Below are 18,015 nucleotides of genomic sequence, written 5' to 3' on the forward strand. Positions count from 1 at the left end.
GGTGCCCGTGCCGCAGCTCGCCTTCGCTAACAGTTTCTGGCAGAACTTCGACGTCCTGGAGAAGCCCGTCAGGGCCGGCGTCCGCAAGGTGATGGAGAAGTTCCAGCAACTCACCATCGCCGAACTTCACGCGGACAAGGGCCTGCACCTGGAGTCGGTGCACAACGCGCGAGATCCCCGCATGCGGACCATCCGGATCAACGACTTCTGGCGCGGAGTCGTGCTCGCCCCCGACGATGGCAGCGACACGTTCCTACTGCTCAACGTCGTGCCGCACGACGGGGCGTACACCTGGGCGGCGAAGCGTCTCTACAACGTCAGCACCGCGACCCGGGCGCTGGAGGTCCGCAACGCCGTCGCCATCGAGCAGCTCACGCCCACGTTGGAGAAGGCGGCGGCCCGGGCGCCGACGTTGCTGTTCGCCAAGCACTCGGACACGGCGCCCAGCCCCTACCTGTCGTTCGCCGCTGGAGGCCGTCAGTCATGACCAAGAAAAACTGGGAGTTCACGGTACGCCTCCGCGGCGTGGAGGAAGACCAATACGCCGACATCATCAACACGGTGTGGATGCAGCTTAGGGCGATCGGAGGCGACTTCGCCGTCATACCGGACCGACTTGGCAATGCGGCTGCACTCGACGCCCGGTGGGACTCGTACAGCGAGGTGTCCTGGACAGCGGGCGGCCGGGGCGGGACCCCACAGGCGAAGGCGGCCCGCAAGCGGCGCTCCACCGACAGCGGCCAATGATGGCACCGAGGTCGCGTGTTCGTCCGACGCAGCGCGTCTGCGTCAACTGCGGCGACACCATCCACGGCCGGGCGAACACCCGCCAGCGAGGGCCGGACATCGCCTGGTACGCCCACTGCCGACCCTGCGCCGACCTGGTCGCCGACCAGATGCAACCGCTCGGTCTGCTGCCGGGCGGGGGCATCGACGTCTACCAGTGCCGCAACTGCGGCAGCCTCCGCGTCTGCCGTACCGGCTGGCGGACCCGGTGCCACATCTGCCTGGACGAGCGATCCGCCGGGCTGAGCCTGGCCGCCGGGGCACGCCTGCTGACCCGGCTACCGGACGAACCCGCGCTCGCGGACCGGGTACGCCACTTCGCCGGCCTGGCCGACACCGACATCATCCCCACCCGGGACGCCGCCGAGTTCCAGGCCGCGATCACTCTCGGCGAGGAACTCGACAGGCATCGCCGCGACGGCTGGACCGACCTGGCCGGCGACGTCCACGGCCTACCGTGGTACGGCGAACGGCAGGCACCCTTCTCGCACGGGACCTGGGGCCTGCACCTGCGCTGCGGCTCGTGGCAACGGCTGCGTGACCGCAGTTGCGCCCAGTGCCCGCCCGAGCCCGACGACCGGACCTTCGCCGCGCTGCGGGACACGCCGTACCTGCTGTATCTGGTGCGGCACCGCGGACTACTGAAGTTCGGCGTCGGCGGGGCGAGCCGGGTACGGCAACACCTGTGTGCCGGTGCCCAACTGGTGGAGGTCGTCGAGGGGCGGCATGCGGACGTCATGGAGGCGGAAGCGGACCTCAAGCGGCAGAAACGGGCCGCGGGGGAGTCGTTGCGCTGGTGGCGTACCCGCCGGATGCCGGAGTCGTTCGGAGCGGGCACCGAAGTGGTCCGGAACGGAGTACGGATCAGGCTCGGTGACTACCTGGGTAACGGAATCGACGTGACCGACCGCTTCACGGAAGCCGCCGACCTAACCACGGACCGGCGCAATCGGCTTCGTCGGGCTCACCATCAGTGAAGTGCCGGGCTGGGAGGTCGGTGGTAGCCGAGGAGCCGCATCGCTTCCTTTCCAGCTGCGCGAAGATCCTCGACCCGTAGTTCAGGAATTTCATAGTTGTTCGCCCGGATGGCGGCCAGGAAGTCTTCAGGGAGGCGTGCGTGGTAGGTCTCCACGTAGAACCGCAGATCGTCGCGCCAGAGCCACTCCCCGTCCGTCAGCACGGAAGCTCCGCCGACGATATGCCGGCCGCTGCCGAGGGCATCCGACTCTGCGCCCATCACGTCGATCAGGCCGTGTCCGTCGCGCAGGTATCGGACCACGCGATCGGCATCGGGAAGCGGACGTGGAGCCAGCTGGGCGTGGATGCTCTCGGTGTAGACCTCGACCGGATCTGGCCCGAGTTCTCGGAAGAAGCCCGCAGTCTTCACCGGTGCTCCTCTGGCCGAGGCTCGAAGACCCTCCAGCTGCCGCCGGCTTCGACGATGGGCGGCTCGGGAGCAGCCGCCCATCGTTCCGTACCGACCCGCTTCGTCGGCGCGACCACGGGTACCCCGAGCGCGTCAGCGACCTGTTGCCCGAGCGGGACGGCGTCGATCAACTTGGGATCGATCGAGCCCGAGTAGCAGGACACCAGCCGCACCGGTCCTCCGTGATAGTCCGGGTTGTCTCTGAGCGCCGTGGCGATCTGTGCTGCGCTGGTCGGGTTCCCGTCCATGTCCGCCCCCTCGGCCGAGACTTTACCGGGGATGAAGTAGCCCTTGTCGGTGCCGTGGACGACGACGTCGTGGTGCCCGTCCAGGGGCAGAACCTTCTCCATGTTCCGTATCGTGCGAGCGTCGTACCCAATGCTCGTGGAATGGTCGGTGTGGTAGACCGGATCACCGGCGGCGAGATAGGAGTCCGGCAGCGCCTCCGGGCGCGTCGGTCGGGATCGCGGATCAGCCCAGTCGCGGCGTCTGCCCATCCGGTCGGTCGGACCGATCCGAGTGAGCCGGTTGAGGGCCTGCTTGAGTTTCTCGATGAGGTCGCCGAGGCGGCGCAGTTCCGGCAGCAACCGCCGCAGGCTGGCCAGCAGCCCGCGCAGCAGCCGGGCGATCCGCGCCGCCCACGATCCCACCAGCGTGGTCACCTGCTCCACCACCCACGGCGTGGCGAGCCCGCCGGTGGCGAGCAGTTCGCCCGCGTACACGATGAGGCGGGAGACGCAGGCGGCGATGGCGTCGCGGACGAGGAGCCGGACGGCGGCGACGAGGCCGGCGGCGCCCTCGGTGGCGGCGGCGAGGGTGTCGGCGCCCCGGGCGAGGCCGGTGATCGCCTGGTGCTGCTCGGTGGCCCAGGCCCGGTAGGCGGTGCCGGCGTCGCCGCCCCAGCCGGCGACCTCGGTGCGCACCGCGTGGGTCAACTCGGCGGCGTCTGCGCGCAGGGCGGCGGCGACGTTGCGCCAGGTCTGGGCGTGGGCGGTGATCTGGGCGGGGTCACCGGCGAGCCAGTCGAGGGCCTCGCTGAGGGGTTTGACGTGTTCGATGAGCCAGGCGATGCCGTACTGGAGCAGCGCGCCGACCGGGTCGGAGACGAGGGCGAGGGCATCCAGGCCGGCGCTGACCACGCCGAGGCTGCCGTCGATCCAGCTGCCGGTGCGGACGCCCTGGGCGATGAGTTCGATGTCCTCGCAGATCCAGATCCCGGCCCATGCGCTGGGGTCGGCGTCCGACGCGGTGGCGACCAGCGGGTTGCCGGTCACCGGCGGTCCCGTATCTGATCGAGTTGTCGGGCGGCGCGGGTGTCGGCGGCCCGGTAGCTCTCGGCGCTGCGGCGGAGCTTGCCGGCGGTGTCGCGGACCGATCCGGCGGCGGTGTCGACGCCGTCGACCAGGGTCCGTTGGAGGCCGCCGAGCAGCGTCGGCATGATCGCGCAGAGCTGCCCGTACGCATCAGCGTCGAGCCGGACGTGGTGGCCGGCCTGTCGGGCGGTGTCCAGGCTGTCGGCGCAGCGGTCCAGGTGGGCGGCGTGCGTGGTCAGGTCGTCCGGATCGACCCGGATGCCGTCACCGGTGAGCATCCGGGGTGTCCTGGCCGGGGTCGAGGCGCTGCCGGTGCGCCGCGATGATCGCCTGGGCGGTCGGGTCGTCGGCACCGAGGACCCGGGTGGTGGCCTCGGTGAGCTGCCGCAGCAGGTCGGTGCGCGCGGCGCGGGCGGTGGCCATGATCTGCCGGGCGGTGTGGGCTGCGGAGTGTCGCCGGGTCTGTTCGTCGAGCCGCAGGTCGACCAGCAGGCCGGTGGGGTCGACGGTGACCTCGATGGTCCGGTCGGGGCTGCGGGCGGTGCCGGTCAGGGTGTGCACCTGGGCCGCGAGGCGCTGCGCCCGCTCCGCCCGGTCGGTGAACGACGCCTCCCACCCGTCGAGTCGGCGGGTCGCCGCGTCCAGGGCCGCCTCATCCGCCCACATTCCACCCTCCCCGGGGGACAGTCACCGACGCCGGCCCGGTCGGGCCGGGACGCCTCGGTCAACGGCGGACCGTGGTCACCGACACCGTACCAACCGGTTACGCACGGCAGTGTCCCGTCGGAACCGGTCTCGGCGGACGGCCGCGACGCGGGGTGTCGAGTCGGCTTCCCGACTGGGGCGCGACGATCCGGGGGTTGTCCGGGGGTGCCGCACCGTCCATTATGCTCACAGCGCGTGCCGGCGACGATGCCCTCGGTAGTCACGCGCCTGAACGAAGGGACCCCTGCATGAACTGGACCGAGCGGATCAGCCCACTGCTGCGGCGGCGGGGCCCGGGGACGACCACCCCGCTGCGTGCCGTCCTGGCCCTGCTCGCCGTGCTGGTCGCGGGGGTCGCCGCCACGCTCACCGTCGCGACGCCAGCCAGCGCCGCGACCACCACGATCTGCAAGAGCTCGCCGATCCCCGCCGGCTACGTGATCATCGCGGAGGGCTCGTCGGCGTCCTGCCCGTACAGCTTCCCCAACACGTGGACGATCACCACGCCCTCCACCACCTCGACCACCGTGATGTGCAAGGCCTCCGCCGTGCCGACCGGCTACGTGATCCTGGCCGAGGGGTCGTCGGCGTCCTGCCCGTACAGCTTCCCCAACACCTGGACCATCAAGATCCCGCCGACCGGCTCGGCGAGCGTGATGTGCAAGGCGTCCACCCTGCCGTCCGGTTTCGTGATCATCGCGCAGGGGTCGTCGGCGTCCTGCCCCTACAGCTTCCCCAACACCTGGACCATCACCACCCCGTCCACCACGGGCATCACCACCATCTGTTCGGCCTCGCCGATCCCGGCCGGCTATGTCGTGGTCGGCACCGGGTCCTCGGCATCCTGCCCCTACAGCTTCCCGAACACCAGGAGCATCAGGCTGCCCTGATCGGCGGGCTCCGGCTGCGGCCCCGAACGGGGGCCGTGGCCCGGCTCGCCGCCGACGCCGAGCCCCGCGCGTCGCGCCGGCCCGCCCCGGGTGCGTAGAGTTCCCGGGTCGGGCCGGCGGTCGGCCCCGGATGGCAGGGCGGGACGATAGCGGACATGACGGTGGACAACGTCGGACAATCGGGCAACGCCGACAGCCGGGGGCGCGACGCCGGCACCCCGGGTGTCGACCAGGACGAGTTGGCGGTCGCGCTGCGGGTCTTCGCGGCGCTGGAGGCGCTGCCCAGCGACCACCCGGACGTGGTACGGGTGCAGCGGGCCACCGCCCGGCTGTTCAAGATGGTGAAGCAGCGGCGACGCGAGGAGCGGCGGGAGAGCGTCCTGGCCCACGACCGCGCGGTCACCGCCGCCACCGCGACGGGTGCACCGGGCCGGATCGACGACGAGACCAAGGGCATCCCGCTCGCCTCACCGACCGCCGGTGACTCCGCCGGCACCCTGATCAACCCGCGCGGCTGCTACATCTGCAAGACCCGCTACCGCCAGGTCGACGCGTTCTACCACCAGCTCTGCCCCGACTGCGCCACCCTCAACCGGGAGCGCCGCGACGCACGGTGCGACCTGACCGGGCGGCGGGCGCTGCTCACCGGGGGACGCGCCAAGATCGGCATGTACATCGCGCTGCGCCTGCTGCGCGACGGCGCGCACACCACGATCACCACCCGGTTCCCGCACGACGCGGTCCGCCGCTTCACCGCCATGCCGGACAGCGCCGACTGGCTGCACCGGCTGCGCGTGGTCGGCATCGACCTGCGCGACCCCGCCCAGGTGGTGGCGCTGGCCGACTCGGTCGCCGCGCAGGGCCCGCTGGACATCCTGATCAACAACGCCGCGCAGACGGTACGCCGCACCCCCGGCGCGTACGCCCACCTGGTCGCCGCCGAGTCGGCGGCGCTGCCCGAGGGGCCGCTGCCGGAGCTGCTCACCTTCACCGGCGGCCGGGGCGTCACCCTGGCGCTGCCGGACGGGACCGTGCCGGCGGCCGCCATCGCCCCGCACGCCCTCACCGCGCTGGCGCTGACCGGCCGGTCAGCCACGCCGGAGCGGATCGCCGCCGCCACCGCCATCGACGCCGGTGGGCTCGCCCCCGACCTCGGGGACACCAACAGTTGGGTGCAGCGGGTGCACGAGGTCGACCCGGTCGAGCTGCTCGAGGTGCAGCTGTGCAACGTCACGGCCCCGTTCGTGCTGGTCAGTCGGCTGCGGCCGGCGTTGGCCGCGGCGCCGACCGGGCGGGCGTACGTGGTGAACGTGTCGGCGATGGAGGGGCAGTTCGCCCGGGGTTACAAGGGGGCGGGGCACCCGCACACCAACATGGCGAAGGCGGCGCTGAACATGCTCACCCGCACCAGCGCCGAGGACATGCGCGCCGACGGCATCCTGATGACCAGCGTCGACACCGGCTGGATCACCGACGAGCGTCCGCACCCGACGAAGATGCGCCTGGCCGACGAGGGCTTCCACGCCCCGCTGGACCTGGTCGACGGGGCTGCCCGGGTGTACGACCCGATCGTCCGTGGCGAGCGGGGCGAGGAACTCTACGGCTGCTTCCTCAAGGACTACGCGCCCTGCGCCTGGTGAGCGGTGGGCGGGCCGACCCGGAGCCGGGGCCGTGGTCGCGCCCGGGACGGCCGCCTCCGGGGTCAGGCGACCCGGGGGACCGGCAGCACGCCCCGGTGGATGGTGCCCGAGATGTCGCCGGTCTGGTCGACGACCGGTGACCTCGGCGCGACCCGGGCGGCGGCGTCGACCGGGTCGGGTGGCCCACCGGCGGGCGGGACGGCCGGCAGCACCGTGGTCGGGGCGAGCGAGGCCCCGATCTCGGCCAGCAGGCCGTGCAGCCGGGACACGTCGTCGAGGGCCATCCGGAACGAACCCCGACAGGTCACGCCGCTCCACAGGGACAGCACCACTGCTCCGCGTTCCGGGTGGTAGCTGACCCGCATCGTCCGTTCGTCGCCCCGTACGTCGGTGAACAGGTCACCGAAGCTGGGCATCGGCAGTACCTCTCCCATCGATCCAGCATGCCCGAGCCGGCGGCGCCGGGGAAGCCCCGACGGATCAGTCGGGCAATCGGGGCATCTCCAGGCCGGGGCGACGGCCGAGCAGGGTGGCCCGGGTCAGCGCCGCCGCCCCGAACCGGTCCCGGACGGCGTCGACGGCGGTGTCCAGCTCGACGTCCCGGTCGGCGTCGAACGGCAGTTCGGGCTGCACCGGGGCGTCGTCGAGGTTGCCCACCGCCACCCCGATCAGGGTGACCCCGCGTCGGGTCAGCTCGGGCTGGGCGGCGCGCAACAGTGACCGGGCGGTGTTCAGCAGCGGTGTCGTCCGGTCGGTGGCCCGGCGCAGGGTCCGGGACCGGGTGGCCGAGGTGTAGTCGGCGAACCGCAGCCGCAGGGTCACCGTCCGGCCGGCCCGGCCGGCGGCCCGCATCCGGCGGGCCACCCGGTCGACCAGCCCGGACAGGGTGGCGTCGACGTCGGCGGGGGAGTGCGGCCCGGCCCCCAGGGCGTGCTGGGCGCCCATCGACGACCTGCGCCGGCCCACCTGCACCGGCCGTGGGTCGCGGTTGTGGGCCAGCGCGTGCAGGTGCCCGCCCGCGCCGACGCCGAGCAGCGACTCCAGGGCGGGAACGTCGAGGCGGGCCACCTGGCCGACGGTCCGGATGCCCCGGGCGCGCAGCTTCGCCGCGGTGACCGGGCCGACACCCCAGAGCCGTTCCACCGGCAGCGGGTGCAGGAATGCCAGCTCGCCGTCGGGCGGCACCTCCAGCAGGCCGTCCGGCTTGGCCACCCCGCTGGCGACCTTGGCGAGGAACTTCGTCCGGGCCACCCCGACCGTGATGGGCAGCCCGACCTGCTCGCGCACCGCCCGACGCAGCCGGGTCGCGATCTGCACCGGTGATCCGGAGAGCCGGCGCAGGCCCCCCACGTCGAGGAACGCCTCGTCGATGGAGAGCCCCTCCACCCAGGGGGTGGTGTCCCGGAAGATGGCGAACACCGCCCGGCTCGCCGCCGTGTACGCGGCCATCCTCGGCGGCACCACGACCGCCCCGGGGCAGAGCCGCCGGGCCTGCCGGCCGCCCATCGCGCTCTGCACGCCGTACGCCTTCGCCTCGTAGCTGGCCGCGAGGACCACCCCGCCGCCGACGATCACCGGCCGGCCGCGCAGCCGGGGGTCGTCCCGCTGCTCGACCGAGGCGTAGAACGCGTCCAGGTCGGCGTGCAGGATGCGGGCTCCGGTCGACACCGAACCATGTTCGCACAGATGTTCGAAAAATGGTGCTGAGCTGCCCGGTTCGGGTCGCGGGTCAGCGCTGGGCGGTGGCCGAGGGGAGGGCGCTGCCACCCCGGGGTGCCTCGCCGGCCATCAGCCGGGCGATCTCCGCCCGGTCGGCCGCCGACGGCAACCCCCACTGCGGCTGGTAGCCGTAGACCTCCCGCAGGGGGCGGGCCGAGGTCCGGCCGTCGAGGATCTCGACCGCGTCGGTGTCGATCAGCCCCGGATGCTCCACCCCGCACGCCTCGGCGACCTTCACCAGATCCCGACGTAGGGTGCCGATGTAGTTCGCCGCCCGCACCGACTTGCGGGCCGGGTCCAGGCCCCGGGCCAGCCAGGCGTTCTGGGTGGCGACGCCGGTGGGGCAGGTGTCGGTGTGGCACTTCTGGGCCTGGATGCAGCCGATCGCCAGCATCGCCTCCCGGCCCACGTTGACCAGGTCGCAGCCGAGTGCGAAGGCCACCACGGCGTTGTCCGGCAGGCCGAGCTTGCCCGCGCCGACGAAGACGGTCTGCTCGTGCAGGCCCTGCTCGGCGAAGGTCCGGTAGACCCGGGCGAAGCCCTGCTGGAACGGCAGCGACACCGAGTCGGTGAAGATCAGCGGCGCGGCACCGGTGCCGCCCTCGCCGCCCTCGCCGCCGTCGACGGTGACGAAGTCGACGCCCCGGCCGGTCTCGCGCATCAGCGTGGTCAGCTCCTCCCAGAACCCCAGGTCGCCGACGGCGGACTTGATGCCGACCGGCAGCCCGGTCTCGGCGGCCAGCAGCTCCACCCAGTCCAGCAGGCTGTCGCAGTCGGAGAACTCGGCGTGCCGCGACGGGCTCACACAGTCCTGCCCGGGGGTGATGCCCCGGGTGGCGGCGATCTCGGCGGACACCTTCGCGCCCGGCAGTAGCCCGCCCAGGCTGGGTTTCGCACCCTGGCTGAGCTTGATCTCCAGGGCCCGCACCGGAGCGCCGGCCACCAGGTCGCGCAACTGGGCGAGGTCGAACCTGCCCCGGGCGTCCCGGCAGCCGAAGTACGCCGTACCGAGCTGGAAGACCAACTCGCCGCCGTGGCGGTGGTACGGCGACAGCCCGCCCTCGCCGGTGTTCTGCAGGCAGCCGGCCAGCGCCGCCCCCTGGTTGAGGGCGGACACCGCGTTGCCGGACAGCGAGCCGAAGCTCATCCCGGAGATGTTGACCACCGACCCGGGGCGGAACGCCTTCGCCCGGCCGCGTGGCCCGCCGAGCACCTTGGCGGCCGGCAGCCGTACGTCGTGTCCGGCGGTCGGCACCGACGACGGGACGGTCCGGGCGAACGTGCGGTGTTTGATGATCGGGTAGCCGGGGCTGCGTTCGATGTCGTTGTCGGTGCCGAAGCCGAAGTAGTTGTTCTCCTGCTTGGCCGAGGCGTAGATCCACCGCCGTTGGTCCCGGGTGAACGGGCGTTCCTCGTCGTTGCCGGCGACGATGTACTGCCGCAGCTCCGGGCCGATCGCCTCCAGCAGGTAGCGGGCCCGCCCGACCAGCGGGAAGTTGCGCAGCAGCGCATGGTCACGTTGGAGGACGTCCCGGGCGGCGAGGCCGGCGACGGCGGCGGCGATCACGGGTACGGTGCGGCGGGCCCACGTCATGCCGGCCACACTCCCCGCTGCCGCCGTCGCCCAAACAGCCTGGCGGTGTGGCGTGTGGTCAGTGCCGCAGCGACTGCCGCACGATGCCGCCGACCAGGGCGCACCAGGTTTCGGTGGAGACCGTGCCGGTGCGGGGTAGTCCGTGCAGCGCCTGGAGGTCCTGCACGGCGCGGCGGGTGGCCGGGTCGTAACCGCCGGTGACGGTGACCTCGGCGTAGCCCTTCCAGTTCAGGATGAACTGCACCGCCTGCACGGGCAGGCCGGTGGCGTTGCGGTCGAGTTCGGGCGCGAGGGTTTCCCAGGTGGGGGCGGTCAGGGTGGCGTCGACGTCGACCGGGATGCCGTTGCGGGCCTGCCAGTCGCCGACCGCGGCGACGGTGGCGGCGTCGAACGTGCCGCTCGGGGTGACCGGGTAGCCGCGGTGGGCCAGCAGGTACTGGGCGACCTGGACGCCGGGGGCGTTGACGAAGCGCCACAGGTCGGGCCAGCGGCGGGCCGGTGCCTCGCCCGCCCGGGTGCCGAGCCGGTGCGCGACCTGCCGGCGGATGCCGGGGAAGAGGCGGTAGAACTGCGCGCCGGGGCAGAGCGTGGCGCGGAAGTCCCAGTGGCCGAAGATGTCGTGGGCGTGTAGGCCGTACTGCCGGCAGACGGTGGTGCAGAGCCGGACCAGGGAGTCGAGCAGCGCCTGCGGCGGCGTGTCGGTGACGTAGGTGCCCTCGTTCTCGATGCCGATGGCCCGGCCGTTCTCGCCGGGGCAGTGCGCCGAGACCATCTGCCGGTCACCGGCCCGTAACCGCTCCAGGCTGCCGTGCCGTCCCTCCAGGACGTACCCGCCCCGGCTGACGGTGAAGTGCTGGCCGGTGTCGGACCAGCCGTTGCCGTCCATGTGCAGGTCCTGGCAGTCGTGGGCCAGGGTGACCGCCTGCTCGCGGGAGTAGTCGGTGACGTTCGGGAAGGCCATGTGGTGCACGATGATCTTGTTGGTGGGGATCGTGCTGACCGACAGCGGGTCGGCGGGCGGGCGGGCGTCCCACTCGTCGCAGTCGATGATCCAGTCCAGGTCCGCGCCCGGGGCGGCCTCGGCGACGCCCGGCAGGGCCAGGTCGGACCCGACGACCGTGACGGTGGCCGCGCCGAGACCGGCCCGCAGCAGCGTACGACGGTCGAGTGCGGGGCGTACGACGGACATGGCATCTCCTCGGCGAGCGACGGCGGCGCTGACGACGAAAACTAGCTCCAGTTATCCCGCTTGTGATGGAGGATATTGCCACTCCGGCGGTCGGCGCTAGAGGGCGGCATCGATCGATTCTGCCCGTCTCCGAGGCGTGCCGGGCAGAACCGTCCGAATGTCCTGCCGTCGGGGGATGGACCGGTCGACCGCTCAGTCGGCGACGGCGAAGTCGTCCAGGGCGGCCAGCAGGTGCCGCCGGGTCTGCGCCGTGCCGAAGTGACCCGCCCCCTCGACCACCTGCAACCGCGAACCAGGCCAGGCCCGGTGCAGCGCCCAGGCGGTGGCCAGCGGACTGCCCAGGTCGACCCGGCCGTGGATCAGCACTCCCGGGATGCCGGCGAGCCGACCGGCGTGCCGGATCAGCTCACCCTCGGCCAACCAGGCCCCCTGGGAGAAGTAGTGCGCGCAGATCCGCACCATCGCGGTCCGCTCGGCCGACGGGCGGTCACCGTACGGGTTGCCCACCCCCTCGGCGGAGACCACCGCGTCCTCCCAGGCGCACCAGTCCCGCACCGCCCGCTCGCGCACCGCCGGGTCCAGGTCCTGCACCAGCCGGGCGTACGCGCCGACCACGTCGTCGTCGGGGCCGACGCCGCCGCCGGCGAGGAACCGTTCCCACTCGCGGGGGAAGTAGCGGCCGACACCCCGGTAGAGCCAGTCGATCTCCGACCGGCGGGTGGTGGTGACCGCCCCGATCACGATCGCCGACACCCGCTGCGGGTGCCGCTGCGCGTACGCCAGCAGCAGCGTCGAGCCCCACGAGCCGCCGTAGAGCAGCCACCTGTCGACGCCCAGGTGCCCGCGTAGCCGTTCCATGTCGGCGACCAGGTGCGCGGTGGTGTTGTGCCGCAGGTCGGTGGCCGGGTCGGCGGCGTGCGGGGTGCTGCGTCCGCAGTTGCGCTGGTCGAACAGGACGACCCGGTAGCGGTCGGGGTCGAAGTACCGCCGGGCCCACGGGCCGCAGCCCGAACCCGGTCCACCGTGGACGACCAGCGCGGGCCGCCCGGCCGGGTTGCCGCACACCTCCCAGTAGACCGCGTTGCCGTCGCCGACGTCGAGCATGCCCTGGTCGTAGGGCTCGATCGGTGGGTACCGCTCGTCCATCGGTGGCCTCCCCGGCAGCGCGAGATACAACAGCGCTGTTACATTACGGCATGCCCGACGAACCGTCCGACCCCGCACTGCTCGGCACCCGACTGCGGCACCTGCTCGACCTGCTCGACGGTGACGTCGCCGCCGTCTACGCCGACCTCGGGCTGCCCGGCTTCCGACCCCGCTACACCCCGGTGCTGATCGCGCTGGACCGCCTCGGGCCGGCGTCGATCCGTACCCTGGCCGGGGCGACCGGGGTGACCCACTCCGCCGCCAGCCAGACCGTCGCCCGGATGGCAGCCGACGGGCTGGTCACCCTCACCCCCGGCGTCGACGCCCGGCAACGCGTCGTCACCCCCACCGACCGGGCCCGGCACCTGCTGCCCCTCCTGCACGCCGAGTACGCCGCCACCGCCACCGCCGCCCGCCGGTTCGAGGCGGAGCTGGCGTACCCGCTGAGCCACCTCGTCGACGAGGCGCTGGCCGCGCTGCGACGGCGGTCGATGCGGCAACGCGTCGCCGACGTCGCCCCGCAGTTCGCCCCGGGCGGACAGCCCCCGACCCCACCCGGTGACCGAAAGTAATCTTCGCAGCCGGACGACCGGAGGCGAGGAAACAACCGTTGCGCCGATTCACCGCAGCTCCCGCCGGGTAAGAATGATCAGTGTGGCCCTGACCTGTGACCAGTCCCGGCGGACCGGAAAGGCCGGCGGGTGACCGGCGACTGGCGGTTGTCCGGCTACACCCCGGTACGGCAGCTCGGCGCGGGCACGTCCGGCCCGGTGCTGCTCGCCACCCACGACGCCACCGGCACCCCGGTCGCCATCCGCTACCTGACCCCGGCCCTCGGCGGCGATCCGGCCTTCCGGATGGCCCTGCGCGAGCAGGCGCGACTGCTGGTCGAGGTGGACGACCCGCACGTCTGCCGCCTCTTCGAGTACGCCGAGACGCACGCCGCCGCGGCGATCGTGGTGGAGTTGGTCAACGGGGTGACGCTGCGTCAGCTGCTGCGCACGCGCGGCCCCGTCGGCCCGGAGGCCGCGCTCTGCGTCCTCAAGGGCTCCCTCGCCGGGCTCGCCGCCGTACACGCCCGCGGTGTGGTACACGGTGACCACCGCCCCGACAACGTGCTCGTCACCCGCGACGGGTGGCCCACGCTCACCGACGTCGGCATCGCCCCACCCGCCGGCAACCGGCACTACCAGGCCCCCGAGCAGTGGACCGGGGCCCCCGCCGAGCCGGCCGGTGACATCTACGCCGCCACCGCTACCTTCTTCGAGTGCCTCACCGGTCGACCTCCCTACGACGGACGGGACCTGGCCACCCTGCGCGCGCAGCACAGCGCCGCCCCGATCCCCGGTACCCCGACCCCCGCCCCGGTGCACGACCTGCTCCGCCACGGCCTGGCCTGGTGCCCCGCCGACCGGACCCAGCCCGCCGAGATCTTCCTCACCGAGCTGGAACACACCGCCGCCCGCTCGTACGGCGGGGACTGGGAGGAACGGGGGCGGCGTCAGCTGGCCCAACGGGTCGCGCTGCTCGCCGCCTGCCTCCCCTTCCCCGAGGGCGCCCCCGGGCACGTCGACCCGGCGGCCGTCGACCCCGCCGGGCCCCACCCGGGTCCCCGGCGCGGCGGCACCCGCAACGCCCTGGTCGGTGTCGGGCTGACCGCGGCACTGCTGGTCGGCGTCGTCGGGCTGGGCTACGTCGCCCGCGGGCCCGGGGCGTTCACCCTCGCCGACGGTGCCGTCGGGCCGGGAGCTACCGCCGCCACCACCCGCAGCCCCGCGCCGCTCGCCGCCGCCCCGGCCATCAGCGTCGTGCCGCCGGAACCGAGCCGCAGCCCCACCCCGGCGGCGACCACGACGGACCCACCGCCCACCACCCCGGCCCGGTCCGCCACCGCCGCCACCACCCGGGTACGCACCCCGAGTCCCACCCCACCGGCCACGGCGATCAGCCCGCTGCTGCCCCCCGACGTGTTCCCGCCGACGGTGTCGGCCGTGGACGCCAGCCCGGCCACGGTGGAGCCGAAGGGCTGCCCCGACGTGGCCACCTCGACCACGGTCACCGCCCGGGCCCTCGACGACGGGGCTGCCGGCGACCTGCTGCGGGTGTCGTTGCGCTACACCCTCGACGGGGCCACCCGCACGGTCGCCATGACCCAGACCGGCCCGGACACCTTCGCGGGCACCCTCGGCGACCTGCCGACGCCCCCGGCGACCACCAGGATCCCGGTCCAGGTGATCGCCGTCGACGACGCCGGCAACGCCTCCGCCCCCGCCGGCCCGGTGGTGGTGTCACTGCTGCCCACCTGCACCTCGGGCTGACCGTCCGGTCCCGACCGGAGTTTCCGGCGCACCGGCCGGGGGTAGCTTCGGGGGTCGACCGAGCTGACGGTGGAGGACCACGGATGACAGACAACTTCGGCGACGCGGCGGGTGACGCCCTCCGCGCGGTGCTGCTTTTCCTGCCCAAGGCGGTCGCCTTCGTGGCGATCCTGGTGGCCGGCTGGCTGATCGCGAAGGCCGTCCGCAGGATCGTCGACAAGGTGCTGGAGCGGGTGCACTTCGACCGGGCCGTCGAGCGTGGCGGCATCAAGACCGCCCTGGCCCGCTCCCGCTACGACGCCAGCGACATCGTCGCCAAGCTCGCCTACTACGGGGTGCTGCTGGTGACCCTCCAACTCGCCTTCGGCATCTGGGGGCCCAACCCGATCTCCGACCTGATCGCCGGGGTGATCGCCTGGCTGCCCCGGGCGTTCGTCGCCATCGTCATCGTGGTGGTCGCCGCCGCGATCGCCAACGCGGTCAAGGACATCATCAGCAGCGCGCTCGGCGGCCTGTCCTACGGCCGGGTGCTGGCCAACATCGCCTCGGTGTTCATCCTCGGGCTCGGGGTGATCGCCGCGCTCAACCAGATCGGTGTCGCCACCGCGGTCACCACGCCGGTGCTGATCGCCGTCCTCGCCACCGTCGGCGGAATCCTCGTCGTCGGGGTCGGCGGTGGACTGATCCGTCCCATGCAGGCCCGCTGGGAGTCCTGGCTGACCCGTGCCGAGCAGGAGTCCCGCACCATCGCCACCCACGCCCGTGCCTACCAGGCGGGCCGGCAGGACGTCGCTGCCCGGTTGGGCCCGTACGCGCAGGCCGAGCGCACCCCGCCGGTGCCCACCGCCGCCACCCCCACCCCACCGACGACGCTGGACGACGACGCCGAGCGCACCCAGGTGGTGACCCGCCCCGACGACGCCGAGGCGACCCAGGTCCTGCCACGGTCCGACGAGGCGGAGCAGACCCAGGTCGTGTCCCGTCCTGCCGACCCGGAACCGACCCCACCGGCAGCGCCGGGCGCGGACCGGGACGCCACCGACGCGTCAGGCGTCGCGGTGCCGCGCCAGGCCGGGCCGGTGGACGGCTCCACCACCGACAGTGAGGCCACCATGGTCATCCCCCCGCTGGACCCGGGCACGCCCCGAGGCTGACCGGCGCAGGCGGCGGGGCGGGACCGGACCGGGTCCCGCCCCGCCGCCGTGTGCACCCCGCAGGGCCGGACCCCAGGGCCGGGACGGGCTAGCATCGGCGGATGACCTGGCGATGTTGATCCGGCCCTGAAGGCCGAAGCCGCGGGCCGCCGCGGACGCCGTACCTCCCGCGTCCGTTCCGTCCCGTGGAAAGGCCCTGATGACCCTCACCCGCACACGGGTGCCCGACACCCGTGTCCGCCGACTGTCGACCACGCTCTACTGCTACCTGTTCCTCGACGACCTCGTCCTGCTCTATCCGGTGTACGTCCTGCTGTTCAGCGACACCGGCCTCACCGTCGGGCAGATCTCCGGGCTGTTCGTGCTCTGGTCGGTGACGGCTGTCCTGCTGGAGGTCCCGTCCGGGGCCTGGGCCGACACCGTCTCCCGCCGCCTGCTGCTCTGCCTCGCGCCGCTGCTCACCGGGGCCTGCTTCGCGTTGTGGGTGCTGGTGCCGTCGTGGTGGGCGTTCGCGCTCGGCTTCGTGCTCTGGGGTGCCGCCGGCGCGCTCGGCTCCGGCGCCCTGGAGGCGTTGGTCTACACCGAACTCGACCGGCTCGGCGCTGCCGGCCGGTACGCCCGCACGATGGGCCGGGCCCGGACCGCCGGGGTGCTCGGCGTGCTCGCCTCGCTCGGTCTGGCCGGCCCGGTCCTCGCCGTCGGTGGGTGGCCGGCGGTCGGCGCGGCGAGTGTGCTGGCCGGTGTGCTGGCCGCCGCCGTGGCCACCCGGTTCCCGGAATACCGTCCCGCCGCGCCGGCCGACGGCTCGTCGACCGTGCCGGTCCCCGGGCCACCGGACGGTGCGGAGGCCGAAGTGGGCTGGTGGGCGAGCCTGCGCACCGGTCTCGCCGAGGCGCGCGCCGACCGGCGGGTACGCGCAGCCGTGCTGCTCGTCCCGGCGGTGACGGCACTCTGGGGCATCCTCGACGAGTACACCCCGCTGCTGGCCCGGGACACCGGTGTCCCGACGTCCACGGTGCCACTGCTGCTCCTGCCGGTCTGGCTCGGGATGACCGTCGGTGGCCTGCTCGCCCCGACGGCGGAGCGCCTGTCCACCCGGGGGTACGCGGCGCTGCTCGCCCTGGCCGCGGTCGCGCTGGCCGGCGGGGCCGTCGTACGACATCCGGGCGGCTTCGTGCTGCTCGGCGTGGCGTTCTGCGCCCTGCAACTGGCCACGGTGCTCGCCGACGCCCGGTTGCAGGCCCGGATCACCGGCCCTGGGCGGGCGACGGTCACCTCGCTCGCCGGGATGGGCACCGACCTGGCGATGATCGTCGCCTACGGCGGTTACGCGCTGGTCGCCGCGACGGGCGGGCACGCGATGGCGTTCGCGGCGGCGGCCGGGCCCTACCTGCTGGTCGCCGCCGCGTTGCTGGTGTCGGGGCGGTCCGGTGCGGTGCCGCCGCCCCGCCCGTCGGTGGAGGTGGTTTCGTGAGCCGGCACCGGGGCGGCGAGCGGGCGGCGGCGGACGTGCGCCGTTGCCGAGGGGCCGACGCCCGCCGCCGGGGCTCGGGGCCCGGGGCCCGGGCGTGACCGGCGTCGCCGGGATCAGCCCGGCAACGCGTCGAGGTAGACCCAGTTGCCGTCCTCGCGGACGAACCGGCTGTGCTCGTCCACCGTGCCCGGCTGCCCGGCGTCGCGGTAGTGGGCGCGGAACGCCACCGTGCCGGTGCTGTCGAGCAGGCCGCCGCGCGTGCGTTCCACGATCTCCAACCGGGTCCACCGCTGGGCGGGATCGAGTCGTAGCCCGCCCGGCCGGGTGCGGGAGTGCCAACTGCGCAACAGATAGGCGGGGTCGCCGACGGCGAAGGCGCTGAACCTGGACCGCATCAACGCCTCCGCCGTCGGGGCCGTACCCTCGCCCCGGTGCAGCGGCCCGCAGCAGTCGTCGTACGGCAGCCCGGTGCCGCAGGGGCAGGACCGCCGGGATGCGTCTTTGGCCATGACACCCATCCTGCCGCACGCCCCGTGACCGACGATCGGGCCGCCCCCGGGTGGGGGCGGCCCGATCGGTGTCCGAGGTCAGTGTGAGTAGCGGGTCAGGAGGTGTAGCCGCGGGTGGCGATCCAGTCGGCGAGGTTGTCGACGCTCATCCG

At 73.4% G+C, this 18,015-nt stretch carries 18 protein-coding genes and 1 pseudogene; 9 read left to right on the top strand and 10 right to left on the bottom strand.

The annotated features are described in order from the left end of the window. Window position 1: 1 nt before the first annotated feature. From JQN83_RS31445 to JQN83_RS31455, 3 genes are read left to right on the top strand one after another with little or no spacing between them, the layout of a single operon-like run. Window positions 2-487 carry a hypothetical protein gene (locus tag JQN83_RS31445; RefSeq protein WP_208570782.1) on the top strand — a complete coding sequence of 162 codons (486 nt, stop codon included), beginning with the start codon at window positions 2-4 and terminating at the stop codon, window positions 485-487. Next, the gene (locus JQN83_RS31450; RefSeq protein WP_208570783.1) at window positions 484-747 is read left to right on the top strand and encodes a hypothetical protein; all 264 of its coding nucleotides are present in this window, start codon (window positions 484-486) and stop codon (window positions 745-747) included. Before JQN83_RS31445 ends, JQN83_RS31450 begins: the two co-directional genes overlap by 4 nt. Then, window positions 747-1,763 (top strand): hypothetical protein, encoded by a 1,017-nt coding sequence (locus JQN83_RS31455; RefSeq protein WP_208570784.1) that lies wholly within the window; start codon window positions 747-749, stop codon window positions 1,761-1,763. Before JQN83_RS31450 ends, JQN83_RS31455 begins: the two co-directional genes overlap by 1 nt. Here JQN83_RS31455 and JQN83_RS31460 read toward each other — a convergent pair. Genes JQN83_RS31460 through JQN83_RS31475 form a run of 4 tightly spaced genes read right to left on the bottom strand, consistent with a single transcriptional unit; the run spans window position 1,757 to window position 4,191 of the window. Beyond that, window positions 1,757-2,173: a hypothetical protein gene (locus tag JQN83_RS31460; RefSeq protein WP_208570785.1), complete on the bottom strand. Its 417-nt coding sequence runs from the start codon at window positions 2,171-2,173 to the stop codon at window positions 1,757-1,759. The genes JQN83_RS31455 and JQN83_RS31460 overlap by 7 nt on opposite strands. Continuing rightward, window positions 2,170-3,486, bottom strand: a complete 1,317-nt coding sequence (locus tag JQN83_RS33575; protein WP_307799981.1) for a WXG100 family type VII secretion target — start codon at window positions 3,484-3,486, stop codon at window positions 2,170-2,172. Before JQN83_RS33575 ends, JQN83_RS31460 begins: the two co-directional genes overlap by 4 nt. Next, on the bottom strand, window positions 3,483-3,803 hold the full coding sequence (locus tag JQN83_RS31470) for a type VII secretion target (RefSeq protein ID WP_208570786.1): 321 nt from the start codon (window positions 3,801-3,803) through the stop codon (window positions 3,483-3,485). The genes JQN83_RS33575 and JQN83_RS31470 overlap by 4 nt, the downstream gene beginning before the upstream one ends. Next, complete coding sequence (locus JQN83_RS31475; RefSeq protein ID WP_208570787.1) at window positions 3,790-4,191, bottom strand: YbaB/EbfC family nucleoid-associated protein; 402 nt, start codon at window positions 4,189-4,191, stop codon at window positions 3,790-3,792. Before JQN83_RS31475 ends, JQN83_RS31470 begins: the two co-directional genes overlap by 14 nt. Window positions 4,192-4,478: 287 nt before the next feature. Here JQN83_RS31475 and JQN83_RS31480 point away from each other — a divergent pair, with 287 nt between their 5' ends. Together JQN83_RS31480 and JQN83_RS31485 are read left to right on the top strand one after the other, a co-directional pair. Continuing rightward, window positions 4,479-5,120, top strand: a complete 642-nt coding sequence (locus JQN83_RS31480; RefSeq protein ID WP_208570788.1) for a hypothetical protein — start codon at window positions 4,479-4,481, stop codon at window positions 5,118-5,120. Between the two features lie 155 nt (window positions 5,121-5,275). Continuing rightward, a complete protein-coding gene (locus JQN83_RS31485) occupies window positions 5,276-6,760 on the top strand; it encodes an SDR family NAD(P)-dependent oxidoreductase (protein ID WP_208570789.1) in 1,485 nt (494 codons plus the stop codon). Between the two features lie 62 nt (window positions 6,761-6,822). Here the strand turns inward: JQN83_RS31485 and JQN83_RS31490 are convergent, their stop codons facing one another. From JQN83_RS31490 to pip, 5 genes are all read right to left on the bottom strand, one after another. Further along, window positions 6,823-7,194: a hypothetical protein gene (locus tag JQN83_RS31490; protein ID WP_208570790.1), complete on the bottom strand. Its 372-nt coding sequence runs from the start codon at window positions 7,192-7,194 to the stop codon at window positions 6,823-6,825. 46 nt (window positions 7,195-7,240) lie between these two features. After that, a complete protein-coding gene (gene dinB / locus JQN83_RS31495; RefSeq protein WP_208570791.1) occupies window positions 7,241-8,428 on the bottom strand; it encodes a DNA polymerase IV in 1,188 nt (395 codons plus the stop codon). 61 nt (window positions 8,429-8,489) lie between these two features. Continuing rightward, entirely contained in the window at window positions 8,490-10,073 is a 1,584-nt protein-coding gene (locus JQN83_RS31500; protein ID WP_208570792.1) for an FMN-binding glutamate synthase family protein, read from the bottom strand. A gap of 58 nt (window positions 10,074-10,131) precedes the next feature. Continuing rightward, complete coding sequence (locus tag JQN83_RS31505) at window positions 10,132-11,262, bottom strand: peptidoglycan recognition protein family protein (RefSeq protein WP_208570793.1); 1,131 nt, start codon at window positions 11,260-11,262, stop codon at window positions 10,132-10,134. A 192-nt stretch (window positions 11,263-11,454) separates the two neighbouring features. After that, window positions 11,455-12,408, bottom strand: coding sequence for a prolyl aminopeptidase (pip, locus tag JQN83_RS31510; RefSeq protein WP_208570794.1), 954 nt, complete (start codon window positions 12,406-12,408; stop codon window positions 11,455-11,457). Between the two features lie 50 nt (window positions 12,409-12,458). On the opposite strand from pip, the gene JQN83_RS31515 reads away from it, so the two are divergent. The 4 genes and pseudogenes from JQN83_RS31515 (at window position 12,459) to JQN83_RS31530 (ending at window position 17,354) form a co-directional block, all read left to right on the top strand. After that, the gene (locus tag JQN83_RS31515) at window positions 12,459-12,980 is read left to right on the top strand and encodes a MarR family winged helix-turn-helix transcriptional regulator (protein WP_208570795.1); all 522 of its coding nucleotides are present in this window, start codon (window positions 12,459-12,461) and stop codon (window positions 12,978-12,980) included. Between the two features lie 129 nt (window positions 12,981-13,109). After that, window positions 13,110-14,726: a serine/threonine-protein kinase gene (locus JQN83_RS33980; RefSeq protein ID WP_208570796.1), complete on the top strand. Its 1,617-nt coding sequence runs from the start codon at window positions 13,110-13,112 to the stop codon at window positions 14,724-14,726. 83 nt (window positions 14,727-14,809) lie between these two features. Continuing rightward, a pseudogene (locus JQN83_RS31525) lies at window positions 14,810-15,568 on the top strand (mechanosensitive ion channel family protein); the annotation flags it as partial. 511 nt (window positions 15,569-16,079) lie between these two features. Continuing rightward, on the top strand, window positions 16,080-17,354 hold the full coding sequence (locus JQN83_RS31530; protein WP_208570798.1) for an MFS transporter: 1,275 nt from the start codon (window positions 16,080-16,082) through the stop codon (window positions 17,352-17,354). A 113-nt stretch (window positions 17,355-17,467) separates the two neighbouring features. Here JQN83_RS31530 and JQN83_RS31535 read toward each other — a convergent pair whose 3' ends face one another. After that, the gene (locus JQN83_RS31535; RefSeq protein WP_208570799.1) at window positions 17,468-17,863 is read right to left on the bottom strand and encodes a YchJ family protein; all 396 of its coding nucleotides are present in this window, start codon (window positions 17,861-17,863) and stop codon (window positions 17,468-17,470) included. Window positions 17,864-18,015 lie beyond the last annotated feature (152 nt).

Origin of the sequence: Micromonospora antibiotica (assembly GCF_017599305.1) — a bacterium.
GTDB lineage: Bacteria > Actinomycetota > Actinomycetes > Mycobacteriales > Micromonosporaceae > Micromonospora > Micromonospora antibiotica.